Source organism: Bradyrhizobium sp. SZCCHNS3002 (assembly GCF_032377435.1).
Classification (GTDB): Bacteria; Pseudomonadota; Alphaproteobacteria; order Rhizobiales; family Xanthobacteraceae; genus Bradyrhizobium.
In genome coordinates this window covers 345,276-360,956 of sequence record NZ_JAUHHY010000006.1, presented here as the reverse complement: position 1 = coordinate 360,956, position 15,681 = coordinate 345,276, and the positions used below count along the sequence as shown (strand labels likewise).

At 66.2% G+C, this 15,681-nt stretch carries 10 protein-coding genes; 7 read left to right on the top strand and 3 right to left on the bottom strand.

Going from position 1 to position 15,681, the window contains the following annotated elements; genetic code table 11:
* Positions 1–3: 3 nt before the first annotated feature.
* From QW845_RS15730 to QW845_RS15720, 3 genes are all read right to left on the bottom strand, one after another.
* The gene (locus tag QW845_RS15730) at positions 4–1,332 is read right to left on the bottom strand and encodes a sorbosone dehydrogenase family protein (RefSeq protein ID WP_315802467.1); all 1,329 of its coding nucleotides are present in this window, start codon (positions 1,330–1,332) and stop codon (positions 4–6) included.
* Between the two features lie 81 nt (positions 1,333–1,413).
* Positions 1,414–3,201: a chloride channel protein gene (locus QW845_RS15725; protein ID WP_315802466.1), complete on the bottom strand. Its 1,788-nt coding sequence runs from the start codon at positions 3,199–3,201 to the stop codon at positions 1,414–1,416.
* Between the two features lie 252 nt (positions 3,202–3,453).
* Positions 3,454–4,686 carry an acetyl-CoA C-acetyltransferase gene (locus QW845_RS15720; RefSeq protein ID WP_315802465.1) on the bottom strand — a complete coding sequence of 411 codons (1,233 nt, stop codon included), beginning with the start codon at positions 4,684–4,686 and terminating at the stop codon, positions 3,454–3,456.
* Positions 4,687–5,253: 567 nt separating this feature from the next.
* On the opposite strand from QW845_RS15720, the gene QW845_RS15715 reads away from it, so the two are divergent.
* The 7 genes from QW845_RS15715 to QW845_RS15685 all read left to right on the top strand — a co-directional run bounded on the left by QW845_RS15715 (position 5,254) and on the right by QW845_RS15685 (position 15,665).
* The gene (locus QW845_RS15715) at positions 5,254–6,225 is read left to right on the top strand and encodes an amidohydrolase family protein (protein WP_315802464.1); all 972 of its coding nucleotides are present in this window, start codon (positions 5,254–5,256) and stop codon (positions 6,223–6,225) included.
* Between the two features lie 46 nt (positions 6,226–6,271).
* Positions 6,272–7,585 carry a C4-dicarboxylate transporter DctA gene (gene dctA / locus QW845_RS15710; RefSeq protein WP_315802463.1) on the top strand — a complete coding sequence of 438 codons (1,314 nt, stop codon included), beginning with the start codon at positions 6,272–6,274 and terminating at the stop codon, positions 7,583–7,585.
* A gap of 244 nt (positions 7,586–7,829) precedes the next feature.
* Entirely contained in the window at positions 7,830–8,750 is a 921-nt protein-coding gene (locus QW845_RS15705; protein ID WP_315802462.1) for a PepSY-associated TM helix domain-containing protein, read from the top strand.
* A 295-nt stretch (positions 8,751–9,045) separates the two neighbouring features.
* The gene (locus QW845_RS15700; protein ID WP_315802461.1) at positions 9,046–10,626 is read left to right on the top strand and encodes an efflux transporter outer membrane subunit; all 1,581 of its coding nucleotides are present in this window, start codon (positions 9,046–9,048) and stop codon (positions 10,624–10,626) included.
* Positions 10,626–11,741, top strand: a complete 1,116-nt coding sequence (locus tag QW845_RS15695) for an efflux RND transporter periplasmic adaptor subunit (RefSeq protein ID WP_315802460.1) — start codon at positions 10,626–10,628, stop codon at positions 11,739–11,741. Before QW845_RS15700 ends, QW845_RS15695 begins: the two co-directional genes overlap by 1 nt.
* Before the next feature lie 34 nt (positions 11,742–11,775).
* On the top strand, positions 11,776–14,853 hold the full coding sequence (locus QW845_RS15690; protein ID WP_315802459.1) for an efflux RND transporter permease subunit: 3,078 nt from the start codon (positions 11,776–11,778) through the stop codon (positions 14,851–14,853).
* 122 nt (positions 14,854–14,975) lie between these two features.
* Positions 14,976–15,665, top strand: a complete 690-nt coding sequence (locus tag QW845_RS15685; RefSeq protein WP_315802458.1) for a PadR family transcriptional regulator — start codon at positions 14,976–14,978, stop codon at positions 15,663–15,665.
* Positions 15,666–15,681: the final 16 nt, after the last annotated feature.

The window sequence follows — 15,681 nt, the reverse complement described above, 5'->3', positions numbered from 1 at the left end:
CCATCAGCGGCTGACGCGCCAGATCGTGCCGTTGCCGTCTTCGGAGATGAGCAGGCTGCCGTCGCGCGCCACGGTGACGCCGACCGGCCGCCCCCAGACCTCGCGATCGTTGACGACGAATCCGGTGACGAAATCCTCGTATTCGCCGGTGGGCGCGCCGTCCTTGAGCCTGATCCGGATCACCTTGTAGCCGGTGCGCTTCGACCGGTTCCACGAGCCGTGCTCGGCGGCGAAGGCATCGCCGCGATACTCCGGCGGAAACAGATTTCCGTCGTAGAACGTCAGACCGAGCGAGGCCGAATGCGGCTGCAGCAGCACGTCGGGCACGGTGATCCTGCCCTTCAGGTCGGGGCGCTCGCCGGCATGGCGCGGGTCGGGGTTGTCGCCGATGTAGTACCAGGGCCAGCCATAGAAGCCGCCCTCCTTCACCCGCGTGACATAATCCGGCACCAGATCGTCGCCGAGCCCGTCGCGCTCGTTGGTCGAGCACCACGGCGCTCCGGTTGCCGGCTGGATGGCGAGGCCGACGCAGTTGCGGATGCCGGTGGCGAACAGGCTGCGGTTCTGGCCGTCGGGATCGAATGCCAGCACGCCGGCACGGTCGGTCTCTCCGCCCCAGCCCGCGCCGAGCGGATGCGCCTTGATCCAGGCACTGATTCCGCCGGCTGGCTCTCCCAGCGCTTCGCCGACATTGCCGGCGGAGCCGACCGACACCAGCATGCGCTTGTCGTCCCTGGTGAAGACGATATCGCGCGTCGAATGGCCGTAGCCGGCCGGCAGATCGGCGATCGTCTGGGCCGCGGCCGACGCCTTCATGTCGCCAGCCCGATAGGGAAAGCGCATGACGCGCTCGGTGCTTGCGACATAGACCCATTGCGGATCGCGGCTCGGATAGAACGCGATGCCGAAGGGATGGCCGAGACGGTCGGCAAAGATCTCGCTGGAGGCGACCTTGCTGCCGTCCTCGCTCGGGCGCAGCACGCGGACGCGCCCGGCCCGGGTCTCGGCGACGAAGATGTCGCCATTCGGCGCGGTGCGGAGGATGCGCGGCCCGTTCAGCCCCTCGGCGAACAGCGCGACCTTGAAACCGTCGACGACCTTCGGCACGGCGGAGGCCGGTCGTTGCACCACGCGGGACACGTTCGCGGCGGACGCCGTCGCCCCCGGCTTGGGCAGGTCTTCAGGGCGGATCAGCCTGATCGTGCCCGGTGCATCACCCTGCCAGCTGCCGAACGCGTCCTTGCCTTTCAGCACAGCAGGTTCGGCTGCGGCGGCGGTCGCCGCCAACGCGCTCAAGGTCGCCACGACAGCCGTGCTCATCAGTCTCGTCATGCAGTCCTCGCGCGTCTCGAACGGCCGGCAGTCTACCCCGATCGAGGACCGGCGATCACGTGTCGCCGCGATGGGACGCGATCACGACAGCGCCCCGAGCACACCGCGCGTCGCCTGGTCGATCTCCTCGACATAACGTCGGCGCGCGAAGGACTCGGTCAGGAAGCCGATCACCTTGCGGCTGTTCTCCGATTCCAGCACCGCCAGCTCTTCCGCGCCGGAATCGTCGAAGATCTTCATCGCCGTCTTGACGTTCATTTCGGGCAACAGCGCGACGTCGAAATATTTAGCGAGCTCGACCACCTGGATCTCGTCGGCAATGGAGTCCAGTTCGCCCGAGAACAAATCGGGCAAGGAGACCAGCCCGCAATAATCGTCGCTGTTGTTCACCACCACCACCGCCTGGCGCGTGCCCAGCGCGAACTCGCGCCGACAGGCCGCGATGCTGGTCGTGGTCGGCACCTTGGCGACGTCGGAGCGCATCAGCCGCTCGACCGTGAGGTTGCGCAGCCAACCGACGTCATTGGCGCTGCGGATGGTCTCGCCGCGCAGATGCAGTCGCCAGGTCGAGAACGAGTGGCCGAACAGGACGCGGACGCACACCGACGTCACGATGCAGGCGCCCAGCACGACGGCCGTGACGTCGACGCTGCGGGTCATTTCCAGCACCAGGAACGACATCGTCAGCGGCCCGCCGACGATGGCGACACCGAGCGTCGCCATGCCGGTGAGCATCGCCACCAGCGGGTCGATCGCGAGCCCGAGGCCGGCCAGCGCGAGCAGTCCCGCAAACAGCTTGCCGAGCAGGCTGCCGACGAACAGCGAGGCGAAGAACAGACCGCCGCGGAAGCCCGAGGCCAGCGAGATCAGGCAGGCGGCGAGCTTGAGCACGATGATGGTGGCGATCATGCCGACCGCCATCTCGCGATGCAGATCGAGCAGCATCGCGCCGTGGCCAGCCGCCAGCACCTGCGGCGTCACGATCGCCATGGCGCCGACACAGACCCCGCCGATCACCGGGCGCAGCCAGACCGGGATGCGGACGAACAGCCGCTCGACCGCCGGCGAGGCGCGCATCACCACGATGCCGATGCCGGCGACGAGGAGCGCCAGCACGAACAGCGCGATGTATTGCTCGAAGCCGACCGCGCCGACCTTGGCGATCTCCAGCGAATACGGCGCGCCGGCGAGATATTGCGAGGTCAGCGCACCTGCCAGCGACGCCGCCAGAATCGGCGCCGCGCTGCCCACGGAGTAGACGCCGACGATCAGCTCACAGGCATAGAACGCGCCGGTGATCGGCGCGCCGAAGGCGGCCGCAATGGCTGCCGCCGCACCGCAGCCGAGGATGAGGCGCAGATCGTTGCGGCGGAGTGTGAGATACTGCCCGAGAAGCGAGGCGACGCCGGCGCCGATCTGGGTGTAGCCGGCCTCAAGCCCGACCGACGCGCCGGAGCCGTTGGAAACCAGGGTCTGGCCGCTCACCACGATGCTGTCCCGCATCGACAGCCGTCCGCCGCGCAGCGCATTGGCCTCGACGGGGTCGACCGCGGCCGCGATCTTCCAGCGCCGCCGCAGCCATTCCATGATCCCGAGCGCGAGGCCGCCGCAGGCGGGTGCGATCAGCGCGACCGCCGGGTTGACCCAGGTATGAGCGCTGAGCCGGACATCGATCGGAATGCCATAGATGACCACATGCGCGACCTGCGCGATCAGGCTCATCACCGTCACGATCGCACCCGTCGCGACGCCGATCACCAGCGCCAGCGGTATCAGGTAGAACTCGTTGCTGCGCAGCAGGGCCCGCAGCCGCGTGACCACCCGGTTCGAAGCCTTGCGATCGATGATATGCGACAGCGTCGACAGCACGGAGAGCCATTTCTTCTACGATGAGGCCTCGCCGTGGCAATAACCCGTCGCAACTAGCGGAACAAGCGCGAATTCCTGTCCAGTCGAAACGTGGTTGACCGGTCCGGAAAGTGGAACCGCCGCGGCCCGCGCGATCCTACGCCTCCGCGCGGCACCGCTGAGGTCACAAGCAGCCCAAGTTTAAAACGACGGCGCCCGCCACGGGAGACTCCGCAACGGGCGCGTGCAACTCAAATCGAGGAGATCGACCGTTCAGACCCGCTCGATGATGATCGCGGGTGCCATGCCACCGGCCGCGCACATCGTGACCAGGCCGCGCTTGAGATCGCGCCGCTCGAGTTCGTCGAGCAGCGTCCCGATCAGGATGGAGCCGGTGGCGCCGATCGGATGTCCGAGCGCGATCGAGCCGCCGTTCACATTGACCTTGGCGCGATCGAGCTTGAGGTCGCGGATGTACTTCTCGGCGACGACGGCGAACGCCTCGTTGATCTCGAACAGGTCGATGTCATCAAGCTTGAGCCCGGCCTTGGCCAGCACCTTGCGCGTCGCCGGCACCGGGGCGTTCAGCATCAGGGTCGGGTCGTCGCCCATGTTGGCCATCGCCACGACGCGTGCCCGCGGCTTCAGACCATGAGCCTTGGCATAAGACGGCGACGCCAGCAGGATCGCTGCCGCACCGTCGACCACGCCCGAGGAGTTGCCGGCGTGATGGACGAAGTCGATCTCGAGGTCGGGATAGCGCTGCAGGATCAGGTTGCGATAGGTCGTGCCCTTCTCGTCAAGCGCGTAGTCGGCGATCGCCGGAAACGCCGGCTTCAGCCCGGCGAGCGCCTCCGCCGTGGTCTGCGGCCTGGGATATTCTTCGTGGTCGAGCGCGAGGCTGCCGTCCTCGCGACGTACCAGCACCAGGCTCTTCTTGAAGTGGCCGGCAGCGATCGCCGCCGCCGCGCGCTTCTGGCTCTCCAGCCCGAGCGCGTCGACATCGGCGCGGGTGATGCCTTCCATGGTGGCGATGGCGTCGGCACAGACGCCCTGGTGCGACTGCGGGTGCAGCGCGCGCAGATGCAGATTGCCGGCATCCATCATCAGCGGCCCCTCGCCGCGCCGGCCCTCCATCGACATCATCTCGCAGCCGCCGGCGACGACGAGATCCTCCTGCCCTGCCATGATCGAGGCGGCGGCGATGTTGACGCTGGTGATGCCGGAGCCGCAGAAGCGGTCGAGCGTGACGCCGGAGGCGCGGATGTCGTAGCCGGCATCGAGCGCCGACATGCGGCCGAGGTCGCCGCTCTGCGGGCCGCGCTGCGACGAGCAGCCCCAGATGATGTCGTCGACATCGCCGGTGTCGATGCCGGTGCGCTCGGCCAGCGCACGCAGCACGGTGGCGCCGAGATGCTGCGGATGCAGCCCGGCGAGCGCGCCCTTGCCGGCCTTGCCGATACCGCGCGGCGTCCTGCAGGCATCGATGATGAGCGCGTCGACCATGGTGTTTCCTTTGCCCGATGTTGCTGTGCGCTGACAGCGCGCAGCGTCTCGGCGGCCGCACGCTCTCTTTGTTGTCGCATAGCATTGCGCATGCGGTCTTCACAACGGCGCTTGAAGCTGCCGGCGCATGACCAAAACGCACGCCATGGCGTTGATGCAACTCACCTTTCCGTCGCACGAACAATTCCGCGGATCTGCGCGCTCACGCGGCCTTCTCGCAGACTGGTTGAAGAGCAGCCGACCTCGCCCAGCCGCGCTGCAACGCAGCTCGAACGGAGGGTCTCGGCAACGTTGGCAGTTGGACTGCGGAGCATTGTCCAAGCAAGCGAACTGTCCGTTCACCCAATGCTTCTTGTCGTGCCGCAGAGGCTGCAAGATCCTCGATCGGGAACGACCGGGATCACAGCGATCCGCCGGCTCCGGATCCGGAGCACTCATGATCACGACGCCACGTTGAGAGGTCGCCTGACCTCGCCATTGTGGCGTGACGATAGCAAACACGAACGATGCCGGCTCCTGGCAGGCGACGCCTGCCGTGACCGCGGCCATCCCGAGGAGGACGCTCTGATGTTGAGACGAGACCTGCTGGCCACCATGGCCGGACTGGGAGCGGCGAGCGTGCTCGGCGCGGTCCCTGCGCAACTCTCCGCCGAAGAGGCCAAGATCCCCAACATCGCCGGACCGGATCCGGCACCGAAGACCCCAAGCTTCAGGGCGCCACCGGGCAGCGTCGATACCCACACCCATATCTTCGGACCGGCCGCGACCTATCCGTTCTCGCCCACCCGCCCCTACACGCCGCCCGACGCATCGCTGGAGATGTTCCGGGCGCTGCACGCCAAGATCGGCGTCGAGCGCGCCGTCATCGTCAACGCCACCGTCCACGGCACCGACAATCGGGTCGTGACCGATGCGATCGCGCAGAGCAACGGCAACTACAAGGGCGTCGCCAACATCAATGCGGCGATGTCCGATGCCGACCTCGCGGCGCTCGGCAAGGCCGGCATCTGCGCCTGCCGGTTCGCCTTCCTCCGCCGCCTCGGCGGCGTCGGCGACATGAACGTCTTCCGCAGCCTGGTGGACCGCGTCGCGGCGATCGGCTGGCACGTCGACATCTATCTCGAGGCCGGAACGATCCAGGAATTCGTGCCGATCCTGAAGGCGCTGCCGGTCACCTATGTGATCGACCACATGGGCACGATCAGCGCCGCCAAGGGGATCGACGATGCCGGGTTCAAGGCGCTGCTCGACCTGCAGGCGAGCGACGACAAGTGCTGGATCAAGATCACCGGTCCCGAGCGCGCTTCGGCCTCCGGCCCCCCATTCCACGACGCGGTCCCGTTCGCCCGCAAGCTGATCGACAACGCGCCGGATCGCGTCATCTGGGGCACCGACTGGCCGCATCCGAACGTCAAGATCATGCCCAATGACGGCGATCTGGTCGATCTGATCCCACTCTACGCCCCGGATCCGGCCATGCAGCGAAAGCTGCTTGTCAGCAATCCCGAACGGCTGTTCAAGTTCGAGCCCAAGAGCTGAGTCACCGCCAGCTGCGACTTCGAACCTTTCAGCGACAGGACCGATCATGACCGCCACGACCCTCACCGCCGACAGCAAGCCAGGCGCCCGCCGAGGCTGGTGGAAGGAGCTTTGGGTCCAGGTCATGATCGCGATGGTAGCGGGCATCCTGCTCGGTGCCATCAAGCCGGATCTCGGCGCCCAGATGCAGCCGCTCGGCGACGCCTTCATCAAGGCGATCCGGATGCTGATCGCGCCGATCATCTTCTGCACGGTGGTCAACGGCATCGCCCACATGGCCGACATGGCCAAGGTCGGCCGCGTCGCGATCAAGGCGCTGATCTATTTCGAGGCCATCACGACGCTGGCGCTGATCATCGGCTTGACCGCGGTGAACCTGTTTCAACCCGGCGTCGGCATGAACGTCGACCCGGCAACGATCAACTCCGCAACGGTCGAGCCCTATGTCAAGCAGACCGCTGCGGTCGGCTTCGTGCCGTTCCTGCTCAACATCATCCCGCAGACCTTCGTTGGCGCCTTTGCCGAGGGCAATATCCTGCAGGTGCTGTTCATCTCGGTGATGTCAGGCTTTGCGCTGATCTGGCTCGGCGATCGCGCCAAGCCGGTGACGGACGTGATCGAGGTCGCCGGGCAGATGATCTTCGGCGTCGTCCGGATCGTGATGTGGGCAGCGCCGCTCGGCGCCTTCGGGGCAATCGCCTTCACCGTCGGCAAGTTCGGCATCGGCTCGCTCGCCAAGCTCGGCCTGCTGCTCGGCAGCTTCTACCTGACCTGCCTGATCTTCATCGCCGCCGTGCTCGGACCGATCGCCGCCTTCACCGGCTTCAGCCTGTGGAAGCTGATCCGCTACCTCAGGGACGAGGTGCTGGTCTGCATCGCCACCACGTCATCGGAGACCGTGCTGCCGCGCATGCTGGCGAAGCTCGAAGCCGCCGGCTGCGAACGCAGCATCGTCGGTCTCGTCATCCCCACCGGCTATTCGTTCAATCTCGACGGCACCTGCCTCTACCTCGCCACCGCCGCGGTGTTCCTGGCGCAGGCGACCAACACGCATCTCGACGTCAGTCACCAGATCGGGCTGCTGCTGATCCTGCTGGTGACATCGAAGGGCGCAGCCGGCATCGCCGGCGCCGCTTTCGTCGTGCTGGCCGCAACGCTGGCCGCGACCGGAACGATTCCGGTCGCCAGTGTCGCCTTGGTGCTCGGCATTCACCGGCTGATGTCGCAGGGGCTGACGCCGACGAACCTGATAGGTAACGCGGTCGCCACCATCGTCATCGCGAGGTGGGAGAATGGCTTGGACGCGACGCGCCTGCGCGAGGTGCTCGATGGCGTCATGACGGCATCTGATGCAAATTGAAATCATTGAAGCAGACGTGAAGCGAGTCTCGCCGCATTGACGCCGATCAAACGGCGCATGACCTAAAATTAATAGTTGTCTTCTTTCGTCTCGCTGCTGTGCTCAGCTAATGAAGCGCAGCGGACGACGTGTCGATATCCCCGCGTCGTCCAGCAAGAACGATCAGAAACGTTCACGGAGCAAGCGCCTGAGGACCACCGGTCCCGCATGACACCGTGCGCGAGACGATCAATCGGAGACGATCATGAACAAGCAGCTTCTGCTCAAACTTCACCGTTGGATCAGCCTCGTCTTCGCGCTGCCATTGCTTGTCATCATCGTGACCGGGATGATCCTCTCCTTCGAGCCGATGGCACAGGTCGCCGCCGTCAAGCCGCACAGCGTCGATCCGGCGCGCGTGGTCGCGCTGATCAAGCAGTACGATCCCGACGGCAAGGCACGCGGCCTGTCAATCGACGCCTCCATGCAGCACCTGACCTTGCAGGGGGCGCCAGGCACCGAGGTCGACATGACGACCGGCGCCGCGGTCGAGAGGCCGGCGATGGCCAGCGTCTTCTCGTGGGCGCGCAGGACCCACGAGCATCTGATCGGAATCCCCGGCCTCACCCTGATCTCGACCGTCGCCATGGTCGGCATCATGATCATCGGCATCCTGATGGGACTGCCGCGGCTACGCAACACGCTGTCCGGCTGGCACAAGGGCACGGCCTGGTTCACGCTGCCGCTGATTTTGCTCAGCCCGCTCACCGGACTCTGCCTCGAGCTCGGCCTCACCTTCGCAGGCAGCGCGCCGCCCGCAGCGGCCAAGCGCATCTCGCTGCCTGAGGCCGTCAGCATCGTCTCCAGGGACCACGACCTGTCGTCGGTGAACTCGATCGGCAATCGCGGCGGGCGGATGATGGCGAGGATCATCGAGGACGATGAGCTCAGGGCCTATGCGGTCACGTCCGACGGGCTCTCCGCATTGCCGCGCAACTGGCCGCGCCTGCTGCACGAAGGCAACTGGTCTCTGATCGGAAGCGCGGCCAACATTCTGATCTCGGTCGCGTTGTTCGCGCTGCTGGTCACCGGCGTGTTGATCTGGACGCAGCGCCGGCTGCGGCGCCCGAGCCGCGCGCGCGACGTGCCGGCGAAGACCGCCGTGGCATCCTCGATGCCGTCCTGACGATTGCGATCATCGCATGGAGCCGGCCCGCCCTGCGGGCCGGCTTCCAATTACGACCTTCTGCGCGATCTGCGCGGCCCGGTTCGTCGCCGCGGCCTGGTACGGGACGGGCAGCGGCGTTCTCGGCGTTCGTCTCAGAACTGTCATGCGCGTCCGGCGCAGGCGGGCACCGACGCCGCACGGACCGTGCGCGAGACGTCAAGGTGTGAGCAAGCCCGTCCTGTCATCAACGTGACTTGACCAGATCGGTACTGCCACGCATCGTCACCAGCAGAAAACGAAACGGTTTAGTTTCATGTCTGATGATGTCCAATTGTTTCACGGCTGTTCGGGACCAGTCCCAAGACGCAGCGCATTGCCCTTGCGGCTCGGCCTGCTCGGCTGGAGCATGCTGCTCGCGTCCTGCGCCGTCGGTCCGGACTTCATGTCTCCCGACGCGCCGGCCGCAACCGGTTATGTGGCCGAACGTCGGCTCGCCGCGACCGCCAACGCCTCGACACCGGGCGGCAATGTGCAGAGCTTCGCGCCCGGAGGCGATCTGCCCGGCACTTGGTGGGCGCTGTTTCATTCCCGGCAGATGAACGCCTTCGTCGAGGAGGCGATTCGCAACCACCCGGACATCGAGGCCGCACAATTGGCGCTGCGTGCTGCGCGCGAGAACGCGCTGTCGCAGCAGGGCGCGCTGTTTCCGCAGCTGAGCGCGAGCGGGTCGGCCGAGCGTACGCAGGCCTCCAGCACGCAGCAGGGACAATGGCCTGGCCAGACGTCGCTCTACACGCTCTACGGTAGCTCCGTCAGCGTCAGCTACGCGCTCGACCTATGGGGCGGTACGCGGCGCCAGGTCGAGGCGCTGCAGGCCCAGGCCGACTACCAGGGGTTCAAGATGGAGGCGACGTATCTCGCGCTGACCGCCAATGTGGTGACCGCCGCGATCACCGACGCCTCGCTGCGCGACCAGATCGCGGCGACCGAGGAGATCATCAGGGCCGAGACCGATCAGCTCGGCCGCATCCAGCGCCAGTTCGACGTCGGCGCGATCTCCAAATCCGACGTGCTGGCGCAGGAGGCAACGCTGGCGCAGGCCAAGGCGACGTTGGCACCACTGCAGAAGCAACTGGCGCAACAGCGCAATCAACTGATGGCCTATCTCGGCCGGCTGCCGAGCCAGGACCGCGGCGAGCACGTGACGCTCGCGGAGCTGAAGCTGCCGCGCAAGCTGCCGGTCTCCCTGCCCTCGTCGCTCGTCCGGCAGCGTCCCGACATCCGGCAGGCCGAGGCGACCCTGCACCAGGCGACTGCGACCGTCGGCGTCGGGATCGCCAACCTGCTGCCGCAGGTGACGCTGTCCGGCAGCTACGGCGCGAGCGGGCCGGAGCGGCTGTTCTCGCCGACGACGCTGGTATGGGATGCCGCCTCGAGCGTCAGCCAGAAGCTGATCGACGGCGGCACGCTGTACCACACCAAGGAGGCCGACGTCGCCACCTTCGAGCAGGACCTGTCGCTCTACAAGAGCACGGTCATCACGGCGTTCCAGAACGTCGCGGATTCGCTGCGCGCCATCCAGTACGACGCCGAGGCGCTGAAGGCGCAGGCCGCCGCCGAGAAGGCCACGGCCGACAGCCTTGCAATGTCGGTCGAGCAGTTCAAGACCGGCGCCGTTCCCTACGCCAACGTCATCACCGCGCAGCAATCCTATCTCAACGCCCGGGTCTCCCGCATCAAGTCGCAGGCCACGCGCTTCACCGACACCGCGGCGCTGTTCCAGGCGCTCGGCGGCGGCTGGTGGAATCGGCAGGACGAGACACCGGCGGCGCTGCCGCGCGCCAATCCCGGCTATTTCGCCGGTCCCAATCGTACGACCCAGGAAGCAATGTAATGAAGAAGCGCATGGTCATCGTGCTGGCCGCCATGGCCGCTCTGTTCGGCGGCCTGTACGGCTTCCAGACCTTCAAGGGCATCATGATCGCCAAGGCGATCGGCGCCATGGCGAACCCGCCGCAGACGATCTCGACCACGGTCGCGGCGACCGCGCCGTGGCGCTCCAATCTCACCGCAGTCGGCTCGCTGCGCGCCGTTAACGGCGCCGATCTGTCACTGCAGGTCTCGGGCATCGTACAGAGCATCCAGTTCAATTCGGGTGATGCCGTCGAATCCGGCCAGTCCCTGCTGCAACTGGTCGCCACCGACGACGTCGCCAAGCTGCAATCGCTGCAGGCGACCGCCGAGAACAACGCCATCGTCGTCAAGCGCGACGAGGAGCAGATCAAGTTCAACGCCGTCAGCCAGGCGACGCTCGACAGCGACCGCGCCAACCTGAAGAACGCGCAGGCCCTGGTCGCGCAGCAGAAGGCGGTCGTCGAGCAGAAGACCCTGAAGGCGCCGTTCGCCGGCCGCCTCGGCATCCGCGCCGTCGATCTCGGACAATTTCTCAGCGCGGGCACCACCATCGTGACCTTGCAGAGCCTCGATCCCATCTTCGTCGACTTCTATCTGCCGCAACAATCGCTCGCCGACATCCGCATCGGCCAGGACATCACCATCGTGGTCGATGCCTTCCCTGCCGAGCGTTTCGCCGGCCAGATCTCGGCCATCAACGCCAAGGTCGATTCCACCAGCCGCAACGTCCAGGTCCGCGCCACGCTGCACAACGCGGCGGCGCGGCTGCTGCCGGGCATGTTCGCCAAGGTCGAGATCGCGACCGGACAGCCCGAGCAGCTCGTCACCCTGCCGCTGACGGCTGTCGTCAGCAATCCCTATGGCGACCTCGTCTATGTCGTCGACGATCTCAAGGACGGCCAGGGCAGAGCGCGGCAGACCTTCGTCAAGAGCAAGCCGGCCAAGGGCGACCGGATCGCGATCACCGACGGCATCAAGCCGGGCGAGACGGTGGTGATCGCGGGCCAGATCAAGCTGCGCAACGGCAGCCCGGTGAGAATCGACAACTCGCACGTCCCGGTCGCCGAGGCCGCGCCTGACGTCGTCGATCAGTAATTCGCGAAAAGCCTCCGACCTTCAGAGCCCGCCCATGCGCTTCACAGACATCTTCATCCGTCGGCCGGTGCTGGCGCTCGTGGTCAGCGCGCTGATCCTCGTGCTCGGCCTGCGTTCGATGACGACGCTCGCCATCCTGCAATATCCGCGCACGCAGAACGCCATCGTCACGGTCAGCACGGCCTATGCCGGCGCCGATAGCGATATCATCGCCGGCTTCATCACCACGCCGCTGGAGAATGCGATCGCCCAGGCCAACGGCATCGACTACATGACGTCGACCAGCGTCACCGGCAGCAGCACCATCACGGTGAACCTGCGGCTCAACTACGATTCCGGCAAGGCGATGACCGAGATCAACGCCAAGGTGAACTCGGTGCTGAACCAGTTGCCGACCGGCACGCAGCAGCCGACCCTGACCCTGAAGGTCGGACAGACCATCGACGCGATGTATATCGGCTTCGCCAGCGACGTGCTGGCGCCGAACCAGATCACCGACTATCTGACGCGCGTGGTTCAGCCGAAGCTGCAGGCGGTCTCCGGCGTGCAGACCGCCGAATTGCTCGGCGCCAAGAAGTTCGCGCTGCGCGCCTGGCTCGATCCCGACAAGCTCGCGGCCTATGGCCTGACGGCGACCGACGTGTCGACGGCGCTGTCGGGCAACGACTACATCTCCGGGCTCGGCACCACCAAGGGCCGCCTCGTGCAGGTCGACCTCGCCGCCGCGACCAACCTGCATTCGCTGGAGCAATACCGCAACCTCGTCGTCAAGCAGGTCAATGGCGCCATCATCCGCCTGCGCGACGTCGCCAATGTCACGCTCGGCAATGACGACTACGACAGCGCGACGCGTTTCAACGGCAAGACCGCGGTCTATATCGGCGTCCAGGTGGCGCCGACCGCGAACCTGCTCGACGTCATCAACGGCGTGAAGGCTGTCTATCCGGAGCTGCAGCGGCAATTGCCGAACGGCATCACCAGCGAGATCCTCTACGACTCCACCGACTTCGTGAACTCGTCGATCGACGAGGTGATCCACACGCTGGTGGAGGCCATCGGGATCGTGATCGTCGTGGTTTTCATGTTCTTAGGCTCATGGCGTTCGGTGCTGATCCCGGTGATCGCCATTCCGCTGTCGTTGATCGGCACCTTCGGCCTGATGCTGCTGATGGGCTTCTCCATCAACCTGCTGACCCTGCTGGCCCTGGTGCTCGCGATCGGCCTCGTCGTCGACGACGCGATCATCGTGGTCGAGAGCGTGCACCGCCTGATCGACGAGGGCGTGCCGCCGGTCGAGGCGGCGATCCAGTCGGCGCGGGCGCTGGCGAGCCCGATCATCGCGATGACCGTGGTGCTGATCGCGGTCTATGTTCCCGTCGGCTTCCAGGGCGGCCTCACCGGCGCGCTGTTCACCGAATTCGCCTTCACCCTCGCCGGCGCCGTCACCGTCTCCGCGGTGATCGCTCTGACCTTGTCGCCGATGAATTGCGCCTGGCTGCTGCGCCGGACCGAGCGCGATGCCACGACGCTGGAGGCTCGGCTGGTCCGCACCATCGACCGCGTGCTCGAACGTCTCGCCCACGGCTACCGCCGCGGGCTGGAAAGTGTGTTCGCGACCAAGCCGGTGGTGGTGGTGTTCGCGCTGCTGCTGCTCGCGATGATCCCCTGGCTCTATGTCAGCTCCACCAGCGAGCTCGCGCCGGACGAGGATCAGGGCATCGTGTTGTCGTTGACGAATTCCGCGCCCTCGGCCACGCTCGAGCAGCGCCAGTTCTACGGCCAGCAGCTTTACGGCCTGATCGCGCAGCGGCCGGAGACACGCACCGTATTCCAGATCGACACCCCGACGCAGGCGATCGGCGGCTGGGTGCTGAAGCCGTGGGATCAGCGCAAGGCGACGACCAAGACCCTGCAGCCGGAATTCCAGCAGCTCTTGAACAGCATCGCCGGCGCCCGTTCCGTCGCTTTCCAGCCCTCGCCATTGCCGGGCAGCAACGGCCTGCCGGTCCAGTTCGTGATCGGCACCACGGGGTCCTTCAACGAGCTCAACGACGTGTCGCGCGATTTCATGACCAAGGCGCTGGCGAGCGGCAGATTCATCTTCCTCGACAGCGACCTGAAGATCGACAAGCCGCAGACCACCGTGGTGTTCGACCGCGACAAGGCCGCCGATCTCGGCCTCAAGATGAGCGATCTCGGCGGCGCGCTCGCGACCATGCTCGGCGGCAACTATCTCGACTATTTCAGCCTGGAGGGCCGCTCCTACAAGGTGATCCCGCAGGTCCGGCAGAACGACCGCCTGACCGACACGCAGCTGCTCGACTATTCGATCCGCACCAGCGGCAACGCCATGGTGCCGCTGTCGACGGTGGCCCGGCTCGAGCGCAAGACGATCCCCGAGTCGCTCAACCACTTCCAGCAGATCAACGCGGCGACCATCTCCGGCGTGGCGATGCCGGGCATCGCGATGGGTGACGCGCTCGCCACCCTGAAGGAGATCGCGACGTCGCTGCCATCGGGCTACTCGATCGACTATGGCGGCGCGTCGCGGCAGCTCGAGCAGGAGTCCGGCGGTTTCGTCACGACCTTCGTGTTCGCGCTGATCATCATCTTCCTGGCGCTCGCCGCGCTGTTCAACAGCTTCGTCGATCCGGTCATCATCCTGGTGTCGGTACCGATGTCGCTGGCGGGCGCGCTGATCTTCATCAGCCTCGGCATCGGCGGCGCCAGCATCAACATCTACACCCAGGTCGGCCTCGTCACCTTGATGGGCCTCGTCAGCAAGCACGGCATCCTGATGGTGGAGGTCGCCAACGAGCTGCGCGAACACGGCAAGGGCCGCACCGAGGCGATCATCGACGCGGCCACCGTCCGCCTGCGCCCGATCCTGATGACCACGGCGGCAATGGTGCTCGGCGTGATCCCGCTGATCGCCGCGAGCGGCGCCGGCGCGGTGTCGCGCTTCAACATGGGGCTGGTGATCGCCACTGGGCTCGCCATCGGCACCCTGTTCACGCTGTTCGTGGTCCCCGTCGCCTATGCGCTGATCGCCCATCGGGGTACGGCGCACGAGACGCCGGCCCAGGCTGCCGGGGCGACAGCCGCTCCTTAAACGGCTTACAAAACAACGAAATATCAGAAGCTTAGACGAAGACCCGACAATCGAGCAGCCCGGCATTGACAAACGATATACGTAAACGATATATCGTTTGTACGAACGGGAGATCATATCGTATGAGACATCATCATTGGAAATTCGGACCTTCTCGCCGCGACGACGAAGAGCGCGGTTGGGCGCAACGCGGACGGCATGAGCGGCATGGCTTCGGCGAGACCTGCGAGGACATCCGGCTCAGCGGGCGCGGCCCCGGATTCGGCCGCCATCGCGGTCCCGGCCTGTTCGAACGGGACGGTCGCCGTGGCGGGCGCGAGGAATTCGGACGTGGCGGCGGGCGCTTCTTCGGCCCGGGCGACCTGCGCAGCCTGCTGCTGTGGCTGATCGGCGAGAAGCCGCGCCATGGCTACGAGCTGATCAAGGCGGTCGAGCAGCTGGTCGGCGGCGCCTATTCGCCGAGCCCGGGCTCGGTCTATCCGATCCTCAATCTGCTCGAGGACATGGGCCAGATCGAAGCCGCCTCAAGCGAGGGTGGCAAGAAGCTGTTCGCGATCACCGACGCCGGACGCCAGGCGCTGAAGGACGACGAGGCGGCGATCGAAGGTCTGCTCAGCCGGCTGCGCATCATGGCCCGCACCATGGGCGGCATGCGTCCGCCGGAGCAGGTGCTGCAGAGCGTGCAGACGCTGAAGATGGCGCTCAAGATGCACCGCCCCGGCTGGAGCGAGGACGAGGCCAAGCGCGTCAGCGACATCCTCACCCGCGCCATCGCCGAGATCCAGGGCGACGACGACGGCGCGGCGAGCTGACATCAACATCAGCCAG

Bases quoted from the DNA above. Each gene is read 5' to 3' on its own strand.
- dctA (WP_315802463.1), top strand. From the start codon at position 6,272: ATGACCGCCACGACCCTCACCGCCGACAGCAAGCCAGGCGCCCGCCGA.
- QW845_RS15685 (WP_315802458.1), top strand. From the start codon at position 14,976: ATGAGACATCATCATTGGAAATTCGGACCTTCTCGCCGCGACGACGAA.
- QW845_RS15715 (WP_315802464.1), top strand. From the start codon at position 5,254: ATGTTGAGACGAGACCTGCTGGCCACCATGGCCGGACTGGGAGCGGCG.
- QW845_RS15705 (WP_315802462.1), top strand. From the start codon at position 7,830: ATGAACAAGCAGCTTCTGCTCAAACTTCACCGTTGGATCAGCCTCGTC.
- QW845_RS15700 (WP_315802461.1), top strand. From the start codon at position 9,046: ATGTCTGATGATGTCCAATTGTTTCACGGCTGTTCGGGACCAGTCCCA.
- QW845_RS15695 (WP_315802460.1), top strand. From the start codon at position 10,626: ATGAAGAAGCGCATGGTCATCGTGCTGGCCGCCATGGCCGCTCTGTTC.
- QW845_RS15720 (WP_315802465.1), bottom strand. From the start codon at position 4,686: ATGGTCGACGCGCTCATCATCGATGCCTGCAGGACGCCGCGCGGTATC.
- QW845_RS15690 (WP_315802459.1), top strand. From the start codon at position 11,776: ATGCGCTTCACAGACATCTTCATCCGTCGGCCGGTGCTGGCGCTCGTG.
- QW845_RS15730 (WP_315802467.1), bottom strand. From the start codon at position 1,332: ATGACGAGACTGATGAGCACGGCTGTCGTGGCGACCTTGAGCGCGTTG.